The 22,534-nt window shown below is 56.7% G+C and carries 18 protein-coding genes and 2 tRNA genes; 16 read left to right on the forward strand and 4 right to left on the reverse strand.

All coding sequences use genetic code 11. The features are described 5' to 3' along the window. Positions 1–325: 325 nt before the first annotated feature. The 4 genes from WC859_06685 to WC859_06700 form a co-directional block, all read right to left on the reverse strand. Entirely contained in the window at positions 326–2,500 is a 2,175-nt protein-coding gene (locus WC859_06685; GenBank protein ID MFA5975840.1) for a fibronectin type III domain-containing protein, read from the reverse strand. A 14-nt stretch (positions 2,501–2,514) separates the two neighbouring features. Further along, positions 2,515–2,590 (reverse strand) — tRNA-Thr (locus tag WC859_06690). Between the two features lie 113 nt (positions 2,591–2,703). Next, positions 2,704–2,775 (reverse strand) — tRNA-Phe (locus WC859_06695). 199 nt (positions 2,776–2,974) lie between these two features. Further along, complete coding sequence (locus tag WC859_06700; GenBank protein ID MFA5975841.1) at positions 2,975–3,913, reverse strand: class I SAM-dependent methyltransferase; 939 nt, start codon at positions 3,911–3,913, stop codon at positions 2,975–2,977. A gap of 98 nt (positions 3,914–4,011) precedes the next feature. Between WC859_06700 and WC859_06705 the strand changes: the two genes are divergently transcribed. The 16 genes from WC859_06705 to WC859_06780 all read left to right on the forward strand — a co-directional run bounded on the left by WC859_06705 (position 4,012) and on the right by WC859_06780 (position 22,497). Beyond that, positions 4,012–4,968 (forward strand): PorV/PorQ family protein, encoded by a 957-nt coding sequence (locus tag WC859_06705; protein ID MFA5975842.1) that lies wholly within the window; start codon positions 4,012–4,014, stop codon positions 4,966–4,968. A 192-nt stretch (positions 4,969–5,160) separates the two neighbouring features. Beyond that, the gene (locus tag WC859_06710; GenBank protein MFA5975843.1) at positions 5,161–7,848 is read left to right on the forward strand and encodes a tetratricopeptide repeat protein; all 2,688 of its coding nucleotides are present in this window, start codon (positions 5,161–5,163) and stop codon (positions 7,846–7,848) included. Continuing rightward, on the forward strand, positions 7,820–10,177 hold the full coding sequence (locus WC859_06715) for a tetratricopeptide repeat protein (protein MFA5975844.1): 2,358 nt from the start codon (positions 7,820–7,822) through the stop codon (positions 10,175–10,177). The genes WC859_06710 and WC859_06715 overlap by 29 nt, the downstream gene beginning before the upstream one ends. 207 nt (positions 10,178–10,384) lie before the next feature. After that, positions 10,385–11,137, forward strand: a complete 753-nt coding sequence (locus WC859_06720) for a YebC/PmpR family DNA-binding transcriptional regulator (protein ID MFA5975845.1) — start codon at positions 10,385–10,387, stop codon at positions 11,135–11,137. Beyond that, the gene (gene ruvC, locus WC859_06725) at positions 11,118–11,816 is read left to right on the forward strand and encodes a crossover junction endodeoxyribonuclease RuvC (protein ID MFA5975846.1); all 699 of its coding nucleotides are present in this window, start codon (positions 11,118–11,120) and stop codon (positions 11,814–11,816) included. Before WC859_06720 ends, ruvC begins: the two co-directional genes overlap by 20 nt. After that, complete coding sequence (ruvA, locus tag WC859_06730) at positions 11,816–12,424, forward strand: Holliday junction branch migration protein RuvA (GenBank protein MFA5975847.1); 609 nt, start codon at positions 11,816–11,818, stop codon at positions 12,422–12,424. The genes ruvC and ruvA overlap by 1 nt, the downstream gene beginning before the upstream one ends. A gap of 26 nt (positions 12,425–12,450) precedes the next feature. Beyond that, entirely contained in the window at positions 12,451–13,473 is a 1,023-nt protein-coding gene (ruvB, locus tag WC859_06735) for a Holliday junction branch migration DNA helicase RuvB (GenBank protein MFA5975848.1), read from the forward strand. Between the two features lie 5 nt (positions 13,474–13,478). After that, positions 13,479–14,711 carry a SpoIID/LytB domain-containing protein gene (locus WC859_06740; GenBank protein ID MFA5975849.1) on the forward strand — a complete coding sequence of 411 codons (1,233 nt, stop codon included), beginning with the start codon at positions 13,479–13,481 and terminating at the stop codon, positions 14,709–14,711. Beyond that, entirely contained in the window at positions 14,708–15,763 is a 1,056-nt protein-coding gene (gene queA, locus WC859_06745; protein ID MFA5975850.1) for a tRNA preQ1(34) S-adenosylmethionine ribosyltransferase-isomerase QueA, read from the forward strand. Before WC859_06740 ends, queA begins: the two co-directional genes overlap by 4 nt. 140 nt (positions 15,764–15,903) lie before the next feature. After that, positions 15,904–17,118 (forward strand): tRNA guanosine(34) transglycosylase Tgt, encoded by a 1,215-nt coding sequence (gene tgt / locus WC859_06750; protein MFA5975851.1) that lies wholly within the window; start codon positions 15,904–15,906, stop codon positions 17,116–17,118. Positions 17,119–17,138: 20 nt separating this feature from the next. Beyond that, the gene (gene yajC / locus WC859_06755) at positions 17,139–17,501 is read left to right on the forward strand and encodes a preprotein translocase subunit YajC (protein ID MFA5975852.1); all 363 of its coding nucleotides are present in this window, start codon (positions 17,139–17,141) and stop codon (positions 17,499–17,501) included. Next, positions 17,498–18,940, forward strand: coding sequence for a protein translocase subunit SecD (gene secD, locus WC859_06760; GenBank protein ID MFA5975853.1), 1,443 nt, complete (start codon positions 17,498–17,500; stop codon positions 18,938–18,940). The genes yajC and secD overlap by 4 nt, the downstream gene beginning before the upstream one ends. Before the next feature lie 17 nt (positions 18,941–18,957). Continuing rightward, positions 18,958–19,908 (forward strand): protein translocase subunit SecF, encoded by a 951-nt coding sequence (gene secF, locus WC859_06765; protein MFA5975854.1) that lies wholly within the window; start codon positions 18,958–18,960, stop codon positions 19,906–19,908. Between the two features lie 43 nt (positions 19,909–19,951). Next, complete coding sequence (locus WC859_06770) at positions 19,952–20,563, forward strand: hypothetical protein (GenBank protein MFA5975855.1); 612 nt, start codon at positions 19,952–19,954, stop codon at positions 20,561–20,563. A 25-nt stretch (positions 20,564–20,588) separates the two neighbouring features. After that, complete coding sequence (locus WC859_06775) at positions 20,589–21,230, forward strand: lysophospholipid acyltransferase family protein (protein MFA5975856.1); 642 nt, start codon at positions 20,589–20,591, stop codon at positions 21,228–21,230. Beyond that, entirely contained in the window at positions 21,223–22,497 is a 1,275-nt protein-coding gene (locus tag WC859_06780; protein ID MFA5975857.1) for a 3-deoxy-D-manno-octulosonic acid transferase, read from the forward strand. The genes WC859_06775 and WC859_06780 overlap by 8 nt, the downstream gene beginning before the upstream one ends. Positions 22,498–22,534 lie beyond the last annotated feature (37 nt).

Below are 22,534 nucleotides of genomic sequence, written 5' to 3' on the forward strand. Positions count from 1 at the left end.
AGAGCAGCGGGGCGGGCGCCGACCGGGATATCAAGGAATGAGGCGCCCTCAGTCCCGGAAGAGGCATAGGACGGACCCGAAAGGGGGAATACCAATCCCAGAAGTAAGAAGCCAACGAGTCTGCCAAGCCAATTCGTTTTCATGAAATTCATAGTAGTCCCTCCGCCCTGCCGTATGTGTTACCTCTAGTAAGTGTGTGGCATCCCAATCTTACGGCTAGGTTGTCAGTTGATTACAACCAGGTTAATTTTTAGGGCAACAGCTGGAGGGAATTGAATCGGATTGTATTTACGGTCTGTTTTGGGTGTTTATTGCGGCTCAGGCACTACCGGATCACAACGAGCTTTCCTCGCTTCGTATTGCCCTGGGGGTCTGTCACCAGATAGATGTAAATTCCCGAAGCCACCTGTTTGCCGTTATCGTTGGTCAGGTTCCAGACGGCCTGCTGGTTCGTTTCGTTCAGCGTCGCGGCCCATCTTCCGGAGAGTGTAAACAGTTTGACCTGGCTTCCGGCCGGCAGACGGTCGAACGTTACGCCGGAAGAAGCCGCGTGCCGGTCGCTCCGCCAGGGGTTCGGGTAGGCCCGAACCCCATCGAGAATGCCTGACGCGCTTGAACTGGTAATCGTTGTCACCGTTGCTCTCGACTCGGCGGAGGAGTTGCCCTCGGCATCGTAGGCTTTGACCGAAATGTAATACGCATTCCCGATGGATAAACCCGAAATAGTGGCGGTCAGCACGTTGCCGATATCTTTGTTCGCGTAGCCGGGAACCGGGCTCGACAGGTTGGCGCTGGTTGAAAGGGTGACCACGTACCCCACAACGCCTACATTATCCGTTGAAGCCGTCCAGTTGAGGCGAAAGCCGGTGCCGGTGATTCCGCTGACGCTCACCGTTCCCGGTGCGCTCGGAGGGGTGGCATCCGGCTCACCCGGTCCGCTGGGCAACGGATTCGGGTTTCCCAGATACTCCCAGATGTACTTTGTCAGTGTCTGCCCGTTCGCGCAGAAGCCGCGGGCGCCGCTTAGCGTCTGGACGGGTCCGGTGGGTGCTCCGTACAACGCGGCGGCTGTTGGACCGGTATAGCTGTAGCTGCGCATGTCCCGCCGGATCACGTCCTCATACGGGAAGGGCCAGAGATCCACGGCGGTCACGGTATTGTAGCCGGGGTCTCCCCAGAGCGATCCCGATACGCCGATCCGCTTCAGGATGGTGGCGCCGATATCGCCGCCGTCGGAGGCTTTTCCTTTCAGGGTGGTGTTGTCTGATTCGATCCGGGTAATATATCTCAGATTCGGGTTGGCATTCGCGCTATGGGCGCCTGTCGGTGTCCCGCCGGTCCGGTTGGCGTTGTTGGCATAGAAGACGTTGTAATCCTCGGTGCTCCAGCTGTTCAGGGCGGCTCCTTTGATGTTATAGAGGACGCTGTTCCGGATCGCTGTCGCATTGACCGGGTCGTCACCCGGAGAGAATCGCAGACCGACGCCGGAACCGTCATCGACGGTCGCGATGGCGGGTCCGTAGAGGTCGCCGAAGGTCATGTGAGCGTAGGTGGCCGAATCCCGGGCCCAGGTGCCCTCCCGAATATGCCAGCCGACGGAATTCGAATAGTTGATGTTGTTCAGATCCTTTGACAACGTCCCAAACTGGGCGTCCACGTTCAGTGCGATGGAGCCTGTGACGTTGATGTTTGTCGACGGCCCGTCTGTGCTGGGAATGAGGAAGGAGCCTCCGTAATAAGCCGAGTTGACCAAGAACTCGATATGGTCGCCGTCGATATCGATGCAGTTCTGACATTCGATTGTGTCGGAGTGATAAAACGAATAGGAACCCGTCACGTCATTGCCGTTGGAACGGTCATTGCGCGTCACGGTTCGCCGGAAGATCGTGTGGCCGACATGGTAGACAAGAAATTTGTAGCGTCCCGAGCCCCACGCGTAGCATTCCTCAAGCAGGATGTACTGCGATTCCAGCAGGCTCCAATCGTTGGGGTTCCGTCCGCTGATGCTGAAGGTGGCGCAGTTCCCGTCGCAGGAATCCTCAAAGCCGTTCCGGATGAACTTCATGTGGTCGATGGAAAACAGCGAAGCACCGGTTGCCTGGCGACGGAATACAAATCCCCTGATCGTGATATAGCGCATGGGAGACTGCGGGTAGCCGGCCATCGAAATCGGGCTCGAGGTTCCCTGGCCGTCAACGACAACGCCCCCGTCGGTCTCAGCCTGAACGGTCGTATAGTGTCCGTCGCTGCCGGAGGGCGGGCGCTCGCCGTCATATTGAGAGATAACCGTCTGGTTGGTGTAGGTGCCGTCCTTGACGATCAGCGTGTCGCCGCCGGCCATGGCGGAATAGGCGCGTGTGAAGTTGGCCCAGGGGCTGGCGTTGGTACCGGCGCCGGTGGTGTCGCTTCCAGTCGTGGAGATGTAGTAGGTGGCGGCGCGGCCAAAGGCTGGAATCAGCAGAAAAACAAGAATCAATATCCGATTGGCTTTCTGTTTCATTGTCACGGTAAAAATGGAGCCGGGGATCGGAATCGAACCGACGACCACCTGTTTACGAAACAGGTGCTCTACCAGCTGAGCTACCCCGGCGAAAACATCAGAGCAGAAATCAGAGAGCAGATATCAGAAAGCACTCACCAGTTTCTTTAAGCCACGCCGTTTTTCTGCTCTCTGATTTCTGCTCTCTGATCTGCCGTAAAATGTGCCGAGGGACAGGATCGAACTGTCGACACCTGGTTTTTCAGACCAGTGCTCTACCACTGAGCTACCTCGGCGAAATCGTTCAGACCAGTGCTCTACCACTGTCCCGTCCTCTATCTGGCTCGCCTTCGGCGAGCTAACTCGACGGGACTGCACCGACCAATTAAGTCGCCTCTGGCGACTAAAACAGAGGACGGTGCTGAGCTACCTCGGCAAAAAATTCACACTATTCTACATTTCCGCTCAGTAATTCGCAAAATCACGCCGGAAGGATTATTGCTCGCAGAGGAAGTGCCAGTAGGGAAATTGGTCCGAGACGGTGACCTTTGAGAACGTGTCTTTCAGTTTCAGAATATCCTGCCTTGAAACCCGTTGTTCAATCCGTGTGAAGAACCGGTCATAGACGTCCTGCTCGATCCGCCGATAACTCTTGTCGTGGTAGAAGTCATACAGCGGGACATGCCGGCTGAGTCCGAGCGGCCGCAGTATCTTTCCTAGCAAAATCAGCGGATAGTAAACGCCGACGGTTCCCAGGTGGGAAATGATTTTGCGCAGGGTTTGGTTCCGGATCCGGCAAAGGAGTAGACGCAGGCCGGTCACCATCGCGAGGAGGAGCCGGAAATAAAAGGGCCGGTTATCCAGCGCGTAATATAGGAACACCAGGTTCTTCGGAGCCCAGCGGCGCAGGGCGCGGACTTCCTCTAAACAAGGTGTCGGCAAATGATGGAGCACTCCGAGACAGAACAGAAAATCAGCGAATCCTTCCCGGAAGGGCAGTGATTTCAAATCGCCTCGGAAGAATAGGGCTTTATCGGTGCCTTTCAGGTTCCGGCGCGCGACAAAAATCGCGTCCGAGAAATCCACCAGCACAACTTCCCGACAGCTGTCTTTGATCAAAAAACTCCAGCGCCCGTTCCCGCAGCCGAGGTCGCAAACGCGTGCCTGAGTCAGGCTCCCCGGGGGAATCAGGTCGAAGTAACGCAGGAATTCCTGCTGATGTTCCGGCAAAATCCGGTCGTAGGTTTTCCATTCTTCCCCGAATGTGAATTGGATGTCTTCGGCGAATTCGTGGGGATGGGGGGAAGAAAGTAGTATCACGTCATCGTGAATCGGATAGTGAACGGAGCCGACGCGCAGCGAGTTGGCCTGCAATTCAATGTCCGGTGTCCCGAAAAGGTCCCGGAGCGTATCCAGTTTATTCTGGTAATACATGCGGCCTATTATATATTCTGCCCGTCATTTCTATGTATTTTAGTGTTGACCCGCTTCCTAGAGCCTGATATACATACTCGCGTGACTTATTGGCTCTCATGAAAGTTCGATTTCACCGTTTGTTTGCTGCTGTTTCAGTCATGCCGCTGATCGCGGTTCACTTGTCGGCCGAAAGTGGCACATCCGGTTTCTCCTTCCTGAATATCCCCGTTGGCGCTCGTGCGACCGCCATGGGCCAGGCGTTCACCTCCGTTCCGAATGATGTCCAGGGGCTGGCGTATAATCCGGCCTGTTTGGCGACGCTGGCCGCGTCCCAGGTTTCGTTTCAGCATTTAACTTACGTCGAAGAAGTGACCCAGGAAGCGGTTTCCTATGGTCACGCGGGGCGGCAGGAGGGATTCAGCTGGGGGGGATTTGCCAACTACTTGCGGGTGGGATCCATCCCCAGGACCGTTTCGACGCTGCTTCCGGCCGGGGACGGATTCACGGAGTCCGGAACATTTTCCACTTATGACATGGCGTTAGGGTTGACCGGGGCGGCCCCCGTGACCGAAGACCTGGTGTTCGGATCCACGCTCAAAGTGCTGCGGGAATCCTTGGTTGACGCCGCTTCCAACGGTGCGGCCATCGATGTCGGAGCGATTTATCAGGCGAACGATGAGCGTTCATGGAATCTCGGTTTGGCGTTATTGAATCTAGGTACCGCTTCCCGGTTTGCGGATGCCGCGGTGAAGCTGCCCGCGACGGTGCGGGCCGGGGTCTCCGGCCAGCCGTTTGCCCAATGGCTTTTTTCAGCGGATTATGTCCGGCGGCAGGATACCAAAGGGGAATTTGATGTCGGGGCGGAGATCACCCCGGTCCGGATGCTCTCCCTGCGGGTGGGTTACCGGTATGCGATCACCCGCCCGGATCTGGGCACCTTGTCCGATTTCAGCGGCGGTTTCGGGATCCGCCTGAAATCCTGTTCAATTGATTATGCGTTCGTTCCTCTCGGCGATCTGGGCCTCACCCACAGAGTTAGCTTGAATATCCGTTTTAAACGCCTTCGAGATTAATCTCTTGCGCCGTCATCCCCGAGTGCCACTGTCGGGGATCCATCATTGATATCTAGATCCCCCGCACCGTCCACCTGTTGAATCGAACAGTCGGTGCGGCCCCGTCGAAGAGAACATCAACGGGAAGTCGGGGCCGCCAGTATCCGCGGGGGATGACAGCAATTTTGAAAGATTTTGCTATAGTTTTCCTGAATGGACCGCGCAACCGCCCGATTAACCAGCCGTATCCTCAGCTTTGGCCTGCCGCTGCTTTATCTGTTCACGTCGATTTCCTTTTATCTTCATACCTACGACTCCGCCCAGGTCAAGATCACCATTGTCCAGATGTTCGGCACGCTCGTGACGGCGTTCTGGTATATGAAGCTGATTTGCGAGCGAGACGTCCCCTGGCGAAAATACGCGCCGTTGGCGGTTCCTCTCCTGGCGTCGCTGGTGTCCGGCCTTTTGTCGTTCAGCCACACGCCGTACCCGGGTCCCAGCATCGATGAGACCTTGCGCCGGGTGTTCTATATCCACTTCGCGCTCATCGCCTTGATTGAAATCAATACGCTGGAGCGCCTGCGCCGGATGATTCTCTATCTGCTGATCGCGGTGGCGGTGGCGGTTCTTTATGGGTTGGTGCAATTTCTGGACCACAAGTTCTTCCCGGCGCCTACTTTTTCCGGCGGCCTCGATCCGTTTGTCTGGCGGCAGGCTTTTGGCCAGCGCGTTTTCTCGACGTTTGGAAATCCGAACTTCTTTGGGAATTTCCTGGTCATTTTAACGCCGGTGACGCTGGCCCTGATTCTCAAGCGCAGCATGAAGCAGCCGCTTTCCATTCTGCTGCTGGTGATTTCAAGTTTGTTGGTGTCGGGTGTGTTGTGGCAGCTTCCCAAACTGCTCGCTTTCGCTCACTTGACGAGCTGGTCGGATGCCATCCTGTCGCTCATCCTGATCGGGTTTTCTTTCTGGGTGGCGATCCGGTTCTCCTTCCTCGGGCTTTTGTTCTTCCTTATTACGCTGTGCAACGTGGTGACCGAATCCAAAGGGGCGTGGATCGGTTATTCGGGCGGTATGACGGCCTTTTTTGTGTTGATGGTGTTCTATTTCGCGCAATTCCGTTTTGAAGGCACCCGAAGGGCGATTCAGCGGGCCGTTGTCGTGACCCTCCTGGTTTGTGTGATCGGAGTCACCTACATGTCCCGCCAGCGGGTGGATTCCCTGCGTTTCAGAATTTGTACCTGGGTCTCGACCTGGGAAATGGGATTGCAGCATCCGGTCTGGGGCAATGGCGTCGGCAGTTTCCGTGTTCTGTATCCGGCGTTCCGGCGCCCTCATATCTTCCATATCGAAGGCAAGCACAACACCGAAACCGACCACTCCGAAAATGAGTATTGGGAGGTGTTTCAGGATGAAGGGGTGATCGGTTTCGGAATATTTATTTGGGTGATCACCACCTTTTCCCTGCTTGGGGCGCGCGCTCTTCGCCGTTTTACCGAGGGGCAGGCGGTCCGGGATGTGTCGACGGGAAAACGGAAGATGGTCACCGATCCGCGGGCCTTTTATATGCTGGGGATTCTGGCGGCTTTCTGGGGGATGCTGATCCATAATTTGATGGACGTCAGCCTGCGGTTTGTGTCTTCCGGGATATTCCTGTGGCTTCTGGCGGGGCTGATCGGCGCGATGGTCCTGCACGATCCGCTTCCGGACACGGATGCGGCGCGGGAAAAGAATGAATCGAACGACGATGTGTCGGCAGGACATCCGCCCGCGCTGATCACACTGGCCAGCGCAATCAGCGCCGTTTTGTTCGGTCTTTTTACCTACCGGCTCTTCGTGCAGTTCAGCGATACGCAGGGGCCTTTCCCTGATCCGCTGGGGGAGCAGCTGCTTTGGACGATCGCCTGGGCCGCTGTTCTGGCGACCGTGGCAACGGTCTGGGGGGCCCTGTATCGGATAAGCCGTTCGTTGAAGATCGTTTATCCGTTTCTGGTTTTGTGGGCCACCCTTCCGCCGTTGTACCTCTTCTGGGGTTATTTTATGGCCGATGTCTACCACAACCGGGGGATTTTCTATTCCAAGCAGGGAAACTGGAGCACCGCGATTGATAATTACAAGAAGGTCGTCGAGCTGAATCCGAACTACATCATGGCTTACTACTTCATGGGCAATGTGTACACCGATCGCTGGCAGCCGGATGATCTGCAGAATGCTCTGGCAGCCTATGGCCAAGCCTGGCGGATCGCTCCGAATTACGTGCAATCGCATCATCAGGCGGGACTGGTCTTCCTGAAAAAAGGGCAGGACGAACGGAACCGCTCCAATACGCTCCAATCGCAGCCCGGGGCGCGGTCGGAAGCCATTCAATCTCTGGAAAAGGCCCGGAACTACTGGGAACAGGCGCTCGTGTATTTTCATAAGTATCACGGATTAGATCCTGTTTTTGAGCCGAATTACACCCGCATGGGCTGGGTTCATATGCAGCTGGCGGAAATCGACACGCTGGAGAATAAACCCGAGGCGGCTCAGCGGCATTACGATGCGGCGGAGATAGCCTACAAAGAATCGCTGGGCGCCTGGGTTTGCGGCTCGCCCGGAAACAACATGATGCACGAGGATTGGGACAGGACCCACCGCCATTGGAGCGCGGAGATGTTTGAAAATCTCGGCAACGCGCGTTTTGTCCGGGGACGTCTTTCAGAGGCGGCGAAGGCCTACCAGATGAGCCTCTGGCGCGACAAAACTAATATCCGTGTCATGAAAAATCTGGCTTCCGTTTATCAGCGGTTGGGACGCCAACAGGATATGACGCGCCTCTGGAACCGGATGCGCGCCCTCGCTCCTCAAGACCCCGATGTTCAACGTGTTTTCCATGGAACCATTGCCCCGCCTCGTTCGTAGTCTGCTGTACATCCTCTTCGGTGTTTGTCCGATCCTCTTTTTCACGGACCTGACCCGCAATCCTTATTACACCCAGATCGCCCTGATGAACGTCCTGATCCCGGGGATCGCGCTGTTCGGGTTGATCGGGGCTTTTCGGAAAAAAGAGCTGGTGTGGGCTTTCACCGTTCTGGACCGGCCTCTGCTGATCCTCATTGGCTTCAGTCTCTTTTCGTGGCTGGCTTCGTTTGCGGCGCACCGGTCGTTTCTCTCGGCGATCTATAGCGAGGGAAGCCGCGGGGCGATCTTTCTCATCGTCAACACGTATCTCGTCTACGCGATCGCACTGCGCGTCCAGGACCGGAAGCTTTTCCGGAACCTGCTCTGGATCACATACCTCGTCAGCGTCATCGCCTCGGTTTATGGAATGGCCCAGTATTTCGGAGTCGAGCTGATCTGGCCGCATAACCTGAATCCGTACGGAAGCCGGCCGGTCTCCACGTTCGGGAATCCGAACTTCATGTCCTCCTATCTGGTGCTGGTAATCCCGGTGATGATCGCTGATCTCCTTTTCCAAACCACCGGAGCGCCCCGCGTTTTTCTGCTGGCAGCGGTCTTATGCGATGTGGGCGCCTTGCTGGCCACGATGACCCGCTCGTCCTGGCTGGGGATGCTGGTGGGACTGGTCATCGTGGGCTTGGGTTTGTGGCCGACGCTGGACGCCAAGCGGCGCGTTTCGATTCGTAAGTGGGGACTGGTGGTGGCACTGGGCATCGGGCTTCTGGTTATTTTCTGGCCCCAGGGCCAGAGCTCGAACTACAGAGCCACCGTTCTCACGCGTTTGACCGAGGTCAAGCAGATGGTGCACGGACGCTATGCGTCGGCGTCCCAGCGGTTCCTCATCTGGACCGCGGCCTGGGGAATGGTCCAGGATCATCCGCTCATCGGGAAAGGATGGGGATGCTTCGAGCTTTTTTATCCTTTTTATCAAAGTCAGTTGCTTTTGGAACCGGCTTTCCAAGGGTATCGCACGCATGCCAATAACGCGCACAACGAGATCATGGAGTACTGGGCTCAGATCGGAACGATCGGGCTCGGGCTGGTCTTGTGGCTCTGGGTCGTCTTTTTCCGGTTCAACGCGTCGCTGGCCCGCCGGTTGCCCGAATCCTGGCGCGCGATGGCGTGGGGGCTGATCGGCGGCGTGGCCGGGATGCTCGTCGATAATCTGCTCAATGTTTCCGTGCATTTTGCGGTTCCCGCGCTGCTGTTCTGGTGGTGGGTCGGCAGCCTGTTTGCCCTGGATCCGTCAACGGTCCGGACGGTGCGCTGGGATCTGAGCTCGTTCTGGCGAAAAGCAGGCGTGATTTTGGCTGGCGTCTTTCTGGTTTGTCTCATCGCGCGCAGCTTCTGTTTCTGGCGGCAAGAGATCAATTTCTTTGAAGGATTTAAGCTGTCCAAAGGCGGCACGAATCTGGTCTCCGCGCAAGCCGCGCTCGAGCGCGCCTACGCCTGGCATCCGCTGGAGGTCAACAACAACTACGAACTGGGCAATGTCTACGCCCGCCTGAATCAAAAAGAGAAAGCGCTGGTAATGTACCGGCGGGCGCTCGACGCCAACGCCGGCTACGACGAAATCTATTTCAATCAGGGGACGATGCTGATGCAGCTCGGCCGCGATCCGGAAGCGATCGCCAATTACCGGATTTGCCTGGCCATTAACCCGTTGTCGCACGACGCGTACAACGCGCTGGCGACTGTATACATGAAAAACATTCCGCGGTTCGGGGCGGAGACGGAGTCGCTTTACCAGCAGGGGACCCGGGTTTTTCCGCTGGACAAGGATCTCTGGAACAACCTGGGGTATCTCTACACGCAGGGGCAGCGGTGGGAACCCGCTTATCAGGCCTACTTTCAGGCGCTCCAGGTGGATCCGGAGTTTGATCTGGCCCGGCGCAATATCGCCGCCATTTTGAAGCACCTGCCTCCGTCGACGGCAGAACCGTTTCTCCGGATCGAGGCGGATTTCCGCGACGTGGAGCGTTTGATGGACGGCCGGCGCTGGAACGAGGCGTTGGTCAGAGTTCGACGTCTTGAAACCGCTCTTCCGCGTTCCTACCGGGCGCATTTTTATGCCGGCAATATTTTCTTTTCGCTTAAACGCCTGGACGAAGCCGCGGTCGAGTACGAACAGGCGGTGGCCCTGCAGCCCGGCGGCGAAGGCGCCTGGCAAAATCTGGGCGTGACTTACGATCGTCTCGGGCAGACCGACAAAGCGGATCAGGTTTTCCGAAAAGTCCTTCAGATCAACCCGGCCAACCAGACGGTCAAAGCCCGCCTCGGTATTCAGTAAAGTCGCTCACCCTCACCCCCCCCTCTCCCTCAGCAGGGAGAGGGGGATAAAGCCCATAGAAAATCTGACGTTCCCTCCCCCTGCGGAGGGGGAGGGCAAGCCGGACGGCCGCTAGGCCGGACAAGCGCGGGTGAGGGTCGCCTCGGCATTCCCTAAATCTGTTAGAATATCGACGCACCATTTTCTCATTCCTTGAGGAGCCTATACATGTCAGGTCATTCACGATGGGCAGGGATTAAACATAAAAAAGGTATCGCCGACGTCAAACGCGGCAAACTCTTCACCAAGATCATCCGGGAAATCACGATTGCGGCGCGAATGAGCGGTGGCGCTCCCGAAAGTAATCCGCGTTTACGGAAGGCCATGGAAGATGCCAAAGTCGCGAACATGCCGAATGATAACGTTAAAAAGGCGATTTTGCGCGGTACCGGCGATATGGACGGTGTCAATTACGAAGAACTGATGTATGAAGGCTACGGTCCCAGCGGCGTGGCGGTGATGGTAGAAATCACCACCGATAATAAGAACCGTACCGCTGGTGAAATCCGCCGTATTTTTTCCCAGAGCGGAGGGAATTTAGGAGAGACCGGGTCGGTGGGGTGGGTGTTTTCGATGAAGGGTATTCTGGCCGTCGAAAAATCAAAGGCCAGTGAGGATCAGTTGATGAGCCTGGTGCTGGATGCGGGCGCGGAAGATCTAACCACCGATGATCCGGACGTTTTTGAAGTTACGACTCAGCCGGCCGACTTCGAGAAAGTCAAGAAAGCGCTCGAAGACAATAAAATTCCAACCGTAACCGCGGAAGTGACCTTGCTTCCAAAGACTTACGTGAAACTCACGGGCACCGCCGCTGGCCAGATGATGACCCTGATGAATTCGCTGGAAGATCACGACGATGTCAAAAACGTTTACGCCAACTTCGATATTCCAAAGGAGATTATTGAAGCTGCCGCCAAGTAACAAGACCGTTGTTCTCGGCATCGATCCCGGACTGGCCACCACCGGATGGGGCGTCGTCGAAAAGGGCCCCTCGCTGGTTGTTCGGGCGTATGGCGCCATCCTGACTCCAGCCTCCACTCCCCTGCCGGACCGCCTGACGCAACTCCGCCGTGATCTTATTCAAATCATTCATAACTTCCAGCCCGCGCTCATGGCGATTGAAGAGTTGTATTTTGCGAAGTTTGCGGTCAGTATCGCGTCGACGGCGCAGGCGCGCGGGGTCATTCTCGTGACCGCCGCTGAGATGGGATTGCCGATTGTGACGTATAATCCGCGCGCGGTCAAAATCGCTTTAACCGGTTTCGGTTCCGCGAGTAAGATTCAGATGCAATCCATGCTGCAGCGCCATTTCCGCCTTCAGGAACTTCCGAAACCCGATGACGCCGCCGATGCCCTGGCGATCGCGCTGTGCCACTTGCAAACAAATCATCATCTCAAAATACCGGTTTCACGAAAGTCGCGGGCTGATTTTGAAGCGGAACTCGCGGCCCGCGCCGGTGTTTCTTTGCTGCCGGTCGGAGGCAACACAACTCGTCATTCCCGGCGGTCGCTGGCCGGGAATCCATCATGCCGTACGACGATGATGGATCCTCCGCCAATGGCCGCGGAGGATGACGATAAGAGGATGGGGAATCTCTGATGATTGGTAGCTTACGAGGCACGTTACTGAATAAATCGCCGGGGGACGCGCTCGTGGAGGTCAACGGGATCGGCTACGAGGTCTCCGTGCCTCTTTCGGCTTATGATCGCTTACCCGAAGAGGGATCCGACGTGCAGATGTATATCAGCGAATCGATGGGGATGTATGGTGGAGGCATTACGCTTTACGGTTTTCTCTCTCTGGAAGATAAAGAGATTTATCTACTGCTGCGCGAAATCCCTGGAACCGGCGCCAAAAAAGCCCTCGATTATCTGGACAAGATTATGAAGTCCGCTCCTGATTTCCGCCGGGCGGTTCTGGAAGGGGATGTCCGCGCGCTCGTCAGCCTGTTCGGGTTTACCCGGAAAACCGCTGATAAAATTGTTGCGGCGCTGAAAGACCGGATGGGCGCCGTGCGGATCACGGGCCGCGAAAAATGGTCCCAGGCGATGGGCTCGACGGGCACCCATGAAGCGATCGCCGCTCTGGTCCACCTCGGATACCGGGAGTCGGAAGCACGGGCCGCGCTCGAGCAGCTGCCGTCCCAGGCTAAATCCAGCGGGTCAACCGCCGAACTGATCAGGGAAGCGTTAAAACAATTATCATGAACCCTTTAGACAAAAATCCAGCCTTGATGCCGCGCGTGATCCCCGACGAAGAACTGATGGAGCAATCCCTGCGGCCTCAAACGCTGGAGGAGTTCGTCGGCCAGGAGCGCTTGAAGTCGAACCTGCGCGTGTTTATCGAAGCCGCGCGCCAGCGGAAAGAACCCCTGGATCACTGCCTGTTCTATTCGCCTCCCGGCCTGGGGAAAACCACTCTGGCCGGCATCATCGCGCACGAGATGGGCGTCGGTCTGCGCATCACCTCGGGACCGGTGCTCGAACGCAAAGGCGATCTCGCCGCGATCCTGACCAGTCTGGCGGAGGGGGACGTTTTCTTTATCGATGAGATCCACCGGCTCAACTATGTGGTGGAGGAAACACTCTACTCGGTGATGGAGGATTTTAAGCTCGATATCGTCATCGGAGAGGGGCCGAGCGCCAAGACCATCAATCTTCCGGTGCCGCGCTTTACACTCGTCGGCGCCACGACGCGCGCCGGGCTCCTCACAAGCCCCTTGCGCGATCGGTTCGGCATCACCGCTCATCTGGAATTTTACACGGAAGCGGAGCTGATCACGATTCTGAAGCGCTCCAGCCGCATCTTGAAGGTGAACGTGGATCAGGAAGGCTTACGCGAAATGGCGCGCCGCAGCCGCGGCACGCCCCGCATCGCCAATCGACTCCTTCGCCGCTTGAGGGACTTCGCCGACATGACGCCGGAGAAAAAGATTACGGTCGCTGTCGCCGCCCAGGGACTATTAGCGCTCGATGTCGACAATCTCGGCCTGGATACCATGGACCGGCGGCTGCTGACCACGCTGATTGATAAGTTCAGCGGCGGACCCGTTGGGATCGATACGCTGGCGGTCGCCATCTCGGAGGATGTGGAAACTCTGACGGACGTTTACGAGCCGTATTTGATTCAGTGTGGTTTTCTGGCGCGCACGTCGCGCGGTCGTGTGGCAACGGAAAACGCCTACCGGCATCTGGGACGCCCCGTCCCGAACGGTGTTCCAAAAGAAACTCCGGCTCCGCAGCAACATCTCTTCTGAATTCCATGGAACTTTCCGCCCTTGGACGTGGGTTGATCGTGCGCTGTCTGGTCATCAGCCTCGTAACATTGTTTGTCCCTTCTGGTTTTTCTGAAGAAGCGCACCATCCGTGGTTTGAGAACGCCTCGGCGTCCAGAGGGACCGTTGTTGAAACCCCTTCTCTTCAACTTCCCCAAACCGTTCGTATCCGCATTCTTCGGACTAAACACAGTCTTCGTTTGACGTGTTCGGGGGCCTATGCCGCGCGATCCATCGCCGGGGGGAAGATCATCCCCCTTCACGGCGCCTGCACGGCCCGGCGAACCAAGAAAGGGATACAGGTCGGACGGTCGGTTTATTCCGGAGGGGTCCGGGTGGCTCCCGCCAATCCATCGGACTATATGGTATTGAACGGGCGGCGGTGCCGGGGGGCCATGGTGTTCCAGCCTCTGCCGAACGGACGGCTGGATGTCGTCGAACATGTGGGGTTGGAAGAGTATCTCTATGGTGTTTTGCCCAGGGAGGTCGGCGCGGATTGGCCGTTGGAAGCTTTAAAGGCCCAGGCGGTTGTTTCACGCACGTATATGGTGGCCAATCTCGCGACGGATCCGGACCAGCGCTACGATGTGGCCAATGATGTGTCGGCCCAGGTCTATGGCGGCCTGGAGGACGAAGCGTCCGCTTCGAATGAAGCGGTTGATCAAACGCGAGGGGAAATCTTGACTAATGCTCAGGGAAAACCACTCCAAACCTTTTTTCATTCTTCCTGCGGAGGGAAAACGGAGACGCCTGAGTACGTCTGGTCAACAGGGGATACCATTGGATTTACGTCCATCAAAGATCCTTTCTGTAAGGAAGATCCTTTCTATCATTGGGAGTTGAACATTTCGGAGCCCATCCTTCGCGCCCGTCTGCGTCGCGCGGGTTTCCGTGTTTCCGAGATCAAACAGATCAAAATCGCCCGGGTATCTCCCTCGGGTCGGGCCTGGATCTTCCTGGTGAAGTCGTCATCCGGGAAAAGAGAAATCCTGGGCAACCGCTTTCGCATGGCCGTCGGCCCGGAAGCGCTCCGGAGTACGATGATCACCGAGATCACGCGCACCAAGCGTGGTTTTCACTTCGAAGGCCGTGGGTGGGGGCATGGGGTCGGGCTTTGCCAGTGGGGGGCTCTCGGGCGGGCCAAGGATGGACAAACGTATCAGCAGATCCTGGAAGCGTACTATCCCCGCGCGGTTTTGAGCCGGCCGTCCGCGCCATGATCGCCACGTCCCCTCGTCTCTCCGATTTCCACTACGATCTTCCCGTTGACCGGATTGCCCAGAAACCGGTGGAGCCACGGGATCATTCCAAACTGATGGTGGTGAACACCTCTTCCCGGCAGTTTGAGCACCGGGCCTTTTTTGATCTTGACCAGATGCTGGTTTCGGGAGATGTCCTGGTCGCCAATGCCACGCGCGTGTTTCCGGCGCGTTTGCGCGGAAAGAAAAAAACAGGGGGCAAAGTGGAAGTCTTGCTGCTCGGGAGAAGCGTTGATCCTTCGTGCTGGCGCGCGCTGGTTCGTGGAGCGACGCAGGTCACGGAACTCTTTTTTGAAGAAGGCACGAGCGCTCGGATGGAAAAACGTCTGGCGGAAGAGGAGTGGCTCCTGCGTTTTTCCCGGGACGATGTCAGCTCTTTTTTACAACGTCAGGGGGAAACGCCGTTGCCGCCTTATATCAAACGGCCGCAGGCTGATGCCCTGGACATGGACCGCTATCAGACTGTCTATGCCAAATCCGAAGGAGCGGTGGCGGCGCCGACCGCTGGATTTCATTTTACGCCGGAACTTTTAGCCCGGCTCAAACAGCGGAGCATTCAATGGCAGGAAATTGTTCTTCATGTGGGATGGGGAACCTTCCGTCCAGTTCGCGAGGAAGACATTCAGAAGCACCAGATGCTGCCCGAGTCTTATGACATGACATCCGCCACGGCCGAAACGCTGAACACCGCCCACCGGGAGAAACGGCGGATTATTGCTGTCGGGACGACGGCGGTCCGAACACTGGAGACTGTCTGTGACGAGGACGGGGTGTTTCAGCCGGGTCAAGGGGAAAGCCGTCTGTTTATAACGCCGGGATATACGTTCAAGGCGATCGATGCGCTCATTACTAACTTTCATCTGCCGGATGCCACCCCGCTCTTTCTGGCTTCAGCGTTTTATTCCCATAAAACGCGTGACGCTGAACCGTTCGGGCTGCGTGCCGCCTATGAAGAAGCGATTCGATCCGGTTACCGATTTTATTCCTACGGCGATGCGATGCTGATCCAATGAACTATTACTCGGACCCCCTCCCCCTGCGGAGGGGGAGGGTTAGGGTGAGGGTAAAAATATGGTTGCTGCACGGAGATAAACCCTCACCCTGCCCTCTCCCTCATCAGAGAGAGGGGGATAGTTGTGCAAGGATTTGAACTATGAAAACTTTTGAAATCGTTAAGCGCTGTCCTGATACAAAAGCCAGACTCGGCAGATTGAACACGCCCCATGGCGTTGTCGAAACACCGGTATTTGCTCCGGTCGGAACCCAGGGTGCCGTCAAGACGCTTCTCTGCCAGGATCTGGAAAAACTGGGCACGCAGCTGATCCTGGGCAATACCTATCACCTCTACTTGAGGCCCGGGATGGACGTTATTCAAAAGGCCGGAGGTCTCCACCGGTTCATGGATTGGAAGGGGGCCATTCTGACGGACTCCGGCGGGTATCAGGTTTTTAGTCTAGAGAAGCTGCGACGGATCAGTGAAGAAGGCGTGGAGTTCCGTTCCCACATTGACGGATCCCTGCATTCCTTCAGCCCTGAAAAAGCCATCGAAATTCAGCTTGCGCTCGGCGCGGATATTCTGATGTGTTTCGATGAGTGCCCGCCTTACCCCTGCACCGAAGACCGTGCCCGCCAGGCGCTGGAGATGACCACCCGCTGGGCCAAACGCTGCAAAGAAACGTTCAATCGAATTCCTTCTTCCTATGAGGGAGAAGGTGGCCGAAGGCCGGATGAGGGAACGAGGGAGAGGGGGAAGCAGCTCCTCTACGGCATTACTCAGGGAGCCACCTATGCTCCGCTCCGGAAAGACAGCACGCTTCAGTTGATGGATTTGGATTTCCCGGGTTATGCGTTGGGGGGGCTTTCCCTCGGAGAGCCTCGCTCAGCAACCCTGGAAATGATTCAGCTTTCGACGGAGCTCCTGCCCGAGGATAAACCGCGTTACCTCATGGGGGTCGGAACCCCGGACGATCTCTGGGAAGCGGTTGAAATGGGAATTGATCAGTTTGATTGTGTGCTTCCGACGCGCAACGGCCGGAACGGCCAGTTGTTTACGTCGCGAGGGAAACTCAATATCAAGAACGCCCCTTACCGGGAAGATTTTTCACCCGTTGATCCCGATTGTGATTGTGATCTGTGTTCCCGCTACACCAAGGCGTATCTTCATCATCTTTTCCGGGCCGGAGAGCTGGGCGCGCTCCGCCTGGCGTCTTTACATAACATAGCCTTTCTGATAAGATTGATGCGAAAAATAAGGAAATCCATTACCGAAGGGACCTTCTTAAAAGAGAAGAAAACCTTTCTGGAAACATATCAAAGTGCGGTCAGTTCAGGAGGGGAGTCTCCCTCCCTTTTTATAGCCTCGAACTGACTAAACATTAGGAGCGACCCATGGGAACACAAACCGTTTTGCCGAAAGGATCTTCAACGAATGCGACGCCCACCAATAATCCCCTCATGAGCTTTATGCCCATGATCGTGATTTGTCTCATTCTTTACTTCCTGGTGATCCGCCCACAACAGAAAACAGCGAAAGAGCACAAGCGCATGATCGATAATCTTAAGACGGGAGACCGGGTGCTGACGCAAGGCGGGATTTACGGAACGGTCACTTCGATCAAGGGCGGGATCGTCCAGCTGAAAATCGCGGAAAATGTGCGCATCGACGTGAGCCGTTCCGCGATCACGCAGGTGATCAAGGAGGCATCAAACGGCAGCCCGGCGACGGCTGTTGTCGGAGAAATTGTTTCATGAGTCGATCGCAAATCGTTCTCTGGACGACGTTCGTTCTGGTCGGTCTTTCCATCTATTTCCTGGTCCCTACTGTCCGCTGGTACCGAATGCCCGTCAGTGAGCGGACGGATTACGAACAACAAAAAGACCCCATCCTCGGAAAAATCCTTAATCTGGGGCTCGATCTGCGCGGCGGGACTCACCTGATTCTTGAATTGGATCGCAGCAAACTGGATCCCAAGATCAATATCAACGACGCGTTGGACCGCGCCATTGAGATTATCCGGAACCGTGTCGATCAGTTCGGCGTTGCCGAACCGATGATCGCCCGTCAAGGGGATCGTTGGATCGTTGTGCAATTGCCGGGGATCAAGGATCCGGAACGCGCCAAAGAGCTGATCGGTAAAACCGCACTTCTCGAGTTCCGGTTGGTGGATGATTCCGGCGCGCTCGCCACTTTTTCCTCCGCTCTAGCCGCTAAAAAAATGACGGTGATGCAGTTCCTGGCGCAGCAGAAGGCCGAAACCCTATCTCCCGAGATCGCCAAACTGCTCCCCAAAGGGCTCGAGGTTATACCGAATCGGGAAACCCACTATCTGATGGTGCATTCCCCTGCGGCGTTGACCGGGGCCACGCTCGTGGATGCAAAAGTCCAGTTCGGGCAGGGCGATATGGGCGGGTTTCCAAGTGTCGGCATTGAATTTAATCCCGAAGGGGCGAAACTCTTTGGTCAGGTGACGGAAGCCAATGTCAACAAACAACTCGCCATCGTCCTGGATGGGATGGTGCAGTCGGCCCCGGTGATCCGTTCCGCGATACCGGACGGCCATGCCATCATTGAAGGGAATTTCAGCGCGGAAGAGGCGAAGCTGTTGTCCACCGTGCTTCGGGCCGGCGCGTTGCCGGCACCGGTTCGCGTGATTGAAGAACGAACCGTGGGGCCTACCCTGGGTGAAGACTCGATTAAAGCCGGTGTGCGTTCAAGCTTGATCGGTCTGTTTCTGGTGATTCTCTTTATGGTCATTTACTATCGGTCGTCCGGTTTAATCGCTGACCTGGCGATGTTGATCAATATGCTCTTTATCTTCGGGGTCATGGCTTGTCTGCATGCCACCGTCACCCTTCCCGGTATCGCCGGTACGATTCTCAGCCTCGCGATGGCTGTCGACGCGAACGTGCTCATCCTCGAGCGCGTGCGGGAGGAACTCCAGGCCGGCAAGTCGGTGCGCCTGGCGATCGATCTCGGATACAAACACGCCTGGCCGGCGATTATCGACGGCCATGTCACCAACCTCATCTCCGCGGGCCTGCTCTTTCAGTTCGGGACGGGTCCCATCAAGGGGTTTGCCGTGACGCTCTTCTGGGGTGTTTTGATCTCCATTTTTACGGCGGTATTCTTTACGCATATGGTCTATGACTACTGGTTTTCGGGCACGGACGCACCGGAGTTGAATTTTTAAATTAACGAGGAGACGGCATGCAGCTTTTTAAGAAAACGAACATTGATTTTATCGGCAAACGGTATTACGCCTTCGCTTTTTCTGCTGTTTTGCTGCTCTCGGGGATTGTCTCGCTGGTGGTGAAAGGCGGTCCGAAACTCGGGATTGATTTCACGGGAGGGACGCTGGTCCAATTGGGTTTTCAGACAGTCGTTCCTATGAGCGAACTGCGCGTGGCCCTGGCTCAAAAAGGGTATCCCGACGCCGAATTGCAGGATTTCCAAACCGAAAAGTCCGTGATCATCCGGGTTCCTAAAAGCGAAAAATCGGCGACGGTGTTAGGTGAGGAATTGACAGAGGCGGTGCGCAGTCAATTCGTCGGATCAGCGCCGATCGTTCAGCGGGCGGAATCGGTGGGTCCTGCGGTGGGCCGGGCGTTGACGAATCAAGCGCTGAGCGCCATTATCTGGGCCACGATTCTAATTATCATCTACGTTGGTTTCCGGTTCCGGTCCACGCTTTGGGGGGTCTGCAGTATCGCGGCTCTCCTCCATGATGTCCTCTCAGTCGTCGGTATTTTTTCAATCATGAATAAGGAGATCTCGGTCACGGTGGTGGCCGGTATCCTGACGCTCGCGGGTTATTCCATGAACGATACCATCGTTATTTACGACCGGATGCGCGAAAACATCCGTTTATCCAAGAAAGAAACCCTGGCGGAAATTATCAACCGCAGCGTCAATGAAACGCTTTCGCGGACGATCATGACCTCCATGACCGTGGCTATTACGGTATTGGTTCTGTTCCTTTTCGGCGGAAGCGTGATTCATGATTTTGCCTTCGCGCTGCTCTGGGGCGTGTTTGTTGGTTCCTATTCATCCATTTTTGTGGCGGCCCCGATCATTTACGAATGGCAGGCCCGCCGGGACCGAAAACGGGCCGTTGCCATCGCCAAGGGTGTGCGTCCCGGGCCGGTCTTGAAGCGATAAGTTCACCGTCATCATTCCTGCGTAAGGGAGCTTGGTCGAATTTATGACGAAGATCAAAAACTTTCGACTCACGTTGCGTCCGCGAGAAGTCGCCCGCCTGCTCAAAAATCAACACGGAGTGCAGATCACGCCGGAACTTGAAGCCAGCATCGAGCATACCCTCAGTGATGTCAAACGATTTCTGCAACCGGTGGCTCTCTACACCACCGTCACGCAGTCGGTGGCTGAGAAAACGGCACCGCTTCCATTGCCGGTTGGGGGGGTGGCCCTGTCTGTAGTGGCGGCAACGATTGGCCCTCAGCTGGAAGAGGAACGGCATTCCGTCGTTGAAAAAGATGCTTTGCAGGGGGCTTTGTTGAGCGCCATTCAGCAGGAAGCCGTGACCCAGGCGACCCAGTTCGCGCTTCGGCTGATTCAAGAACAGGCCAAGGGCGAGGAGTGCGAGATGTCCGCGCCTGCGCCGCTCGCCGAGGGGTCCCTGTTGGTTCCGCTGGCGGCCTTGCTGGGGCTTCAGCGAATCGGGGTGGTCCTTGATCCAGCCGCCCCTCACATGCCGCCTTATGCTCGACTGATCTGGACGGCTTGGACGCCTGTCCGCAAGAGCGGATCTAAACGCAGCGATTCCTCTTCACGTCCCGAGAAAGCAGCTGTCTGAGCGGCTTTCTTCCACGACTACACGCATGAAAATCCGGCTGTTATCGTTCCTGGCGACGTGGTATCTTCGTTTCGTTGGAATGACGTCCCGGATTATTCGGGTGAATCCACTGGTTCGTCAACGGATGGAGGCGGGCGGCAAAGGATTTATTTACGCCTTTTGGCATGGCCGCCAGGTTTTTCTGGTCTATTTGCATCAGGGGGATTCGCTGCGGCCTTTGATCTCGCACAGCCAGGATGGAGATCTCATCGCCAAGGTTTGCCGCTCCTTCCAGTTGAACCCTGTGCGCGGGTCGACGTCTCGCGGAGGGGCCGAAGCGGTATTGGAGATGTGCCGCATCGTTGAGCAGGGGGGGAGAATCAGCATTACGCCCGACGGACCCCGGGGTCCTTTGCGCCAGGTGCAACCCGGGGTGCTTTATATCGCCCAGAAAACGGGCGCGTCGATTGTTCCCGTGGCCTACGGCGCCCGAAAAGCCTGGGTGTTTAAAGGGTGGGATGAATTCCTGATTCCCAAACCGTTCAACCGGATTGCTATGGTCTATGGAGAGCCGATAACGGTCGGGCCTTCGGATGACCTCGGCCAGCGGGCCCGCGATCTGCAGATTGCACTTACGGCGGTGTGTGCAGAAGCCGATTTGTCGGCGGGAGCGTCTGGTCATGAGTAGACGCTGGATGTTCCATGTGTATAACGGGTTCGTTCTGTTGGCCTTGCCCTTGATCGCGCTCTGGGTTTTGCTCCGGTGGCGGCGTCGTGTTTTCAAAAAGGGGTTGCACCGGTGGTCGGAGCGGTGCGGCATCCTTCCGCCGGAGTTTCAAAACCGGTTACAGAAAGGCGAGCGGTGGTGGTGGGTTCACGCCGTATCTGTCGGCGAGGTGAAAGCCATTGAGAAATTCCTCCAGCGGGCACCGGAGCATGCTCATGTGCATGTGCTCTTGAGCGCGGTCACTCCCGAAGCCCTGATCTGGGCCACGGAGCGACGTCTGGCGGATCAGGTGATCGCGGCCCCGATCGATCTGCCCTGGTTCGTGCGCCGGGTTTTCCGAAGCGTGAAACCTGAACTTTTTATTTCCGTTGAGTCGGAGTTCTGGCCCAATCTCCTGGGTGAAGCGAAACGCTCCGGCGCGCGGGTGGCGCTGATCAACGGGCGCTTGTCTCAGCGCTCGTTTGAATCCTACCAGAAGATCACGGGTGTGATGCAGGCCCTGTGGGATTGTTTTGATTTGTGGGCGGTCCGGGAAGCGCAGGATGCCGAACGGTTCCAGGCGCTCGGGGTGCCGTCCGATCGTCTTCGCGTTACTGGAAATCTGAAATATGATTTATTGGTGGAGGATGACCCGCCGCCTCCGGAGGTGGCGCCGCATTCCCCGGTGATCGTCATCGGAAGTTCGCGTGAGGGGGAAGAGTTGTTGTTGGTTCCGGTTCTCCTGAACCTTCGTGGCGAGTGGCCGGATCTGCGCGTGATTTGGGCTCCCCGGCATGTCGAGCGCGTCAGCGAAGTCGAACGGATGCTCCTTTCGAAGGGGCTTGTGGTACAGCGCAAATCGCGGCCGGGAGGACCCGGAGAGGCGAACGATATCCTCTGGGATACGATGGGGGACCTCTTGGATGCCTATCGTCAGGCGGATATCGCGATTGTGGGAGGCAGTTTCGTTCCCAGGGGTGGTCAGAATCCGATTGAGCCGGCCGCCTTGAGACGTCCTGTTGTTTTCGGGCCTTCGATGGAAAACTTTCATGGGATCGCCGAGCGGCTCGTGAATCACGGGGGTGCGCGGCAGGTGTCATTAGAGAAGCTGGGAGCGTGTCTTTCCGAACTCTTGAGTCGCCCACAGGGGCGGCAGAAAATGGGTGAGTGCGCCCGCCAGGTCGTCGAGCGCCATCAGGGCGCAACGGAGAAAACGCTTCAACTCTTAGAAGGGCTGCAACGTGGGTAGAGTAAGCCGTCATTCCCCGCAGCTACCGGCGGGGAAT

It is taken from the genome of Elusimicrobiota bacterium (genome assembly GCA_041660185.1).
Taxonomy (GTDB): Bacteria; Elusimicrobiota; Elusimicrobia; order 2-01-FULL-59-12; family 2-01-FULL-59-12; genus JBAZWU01.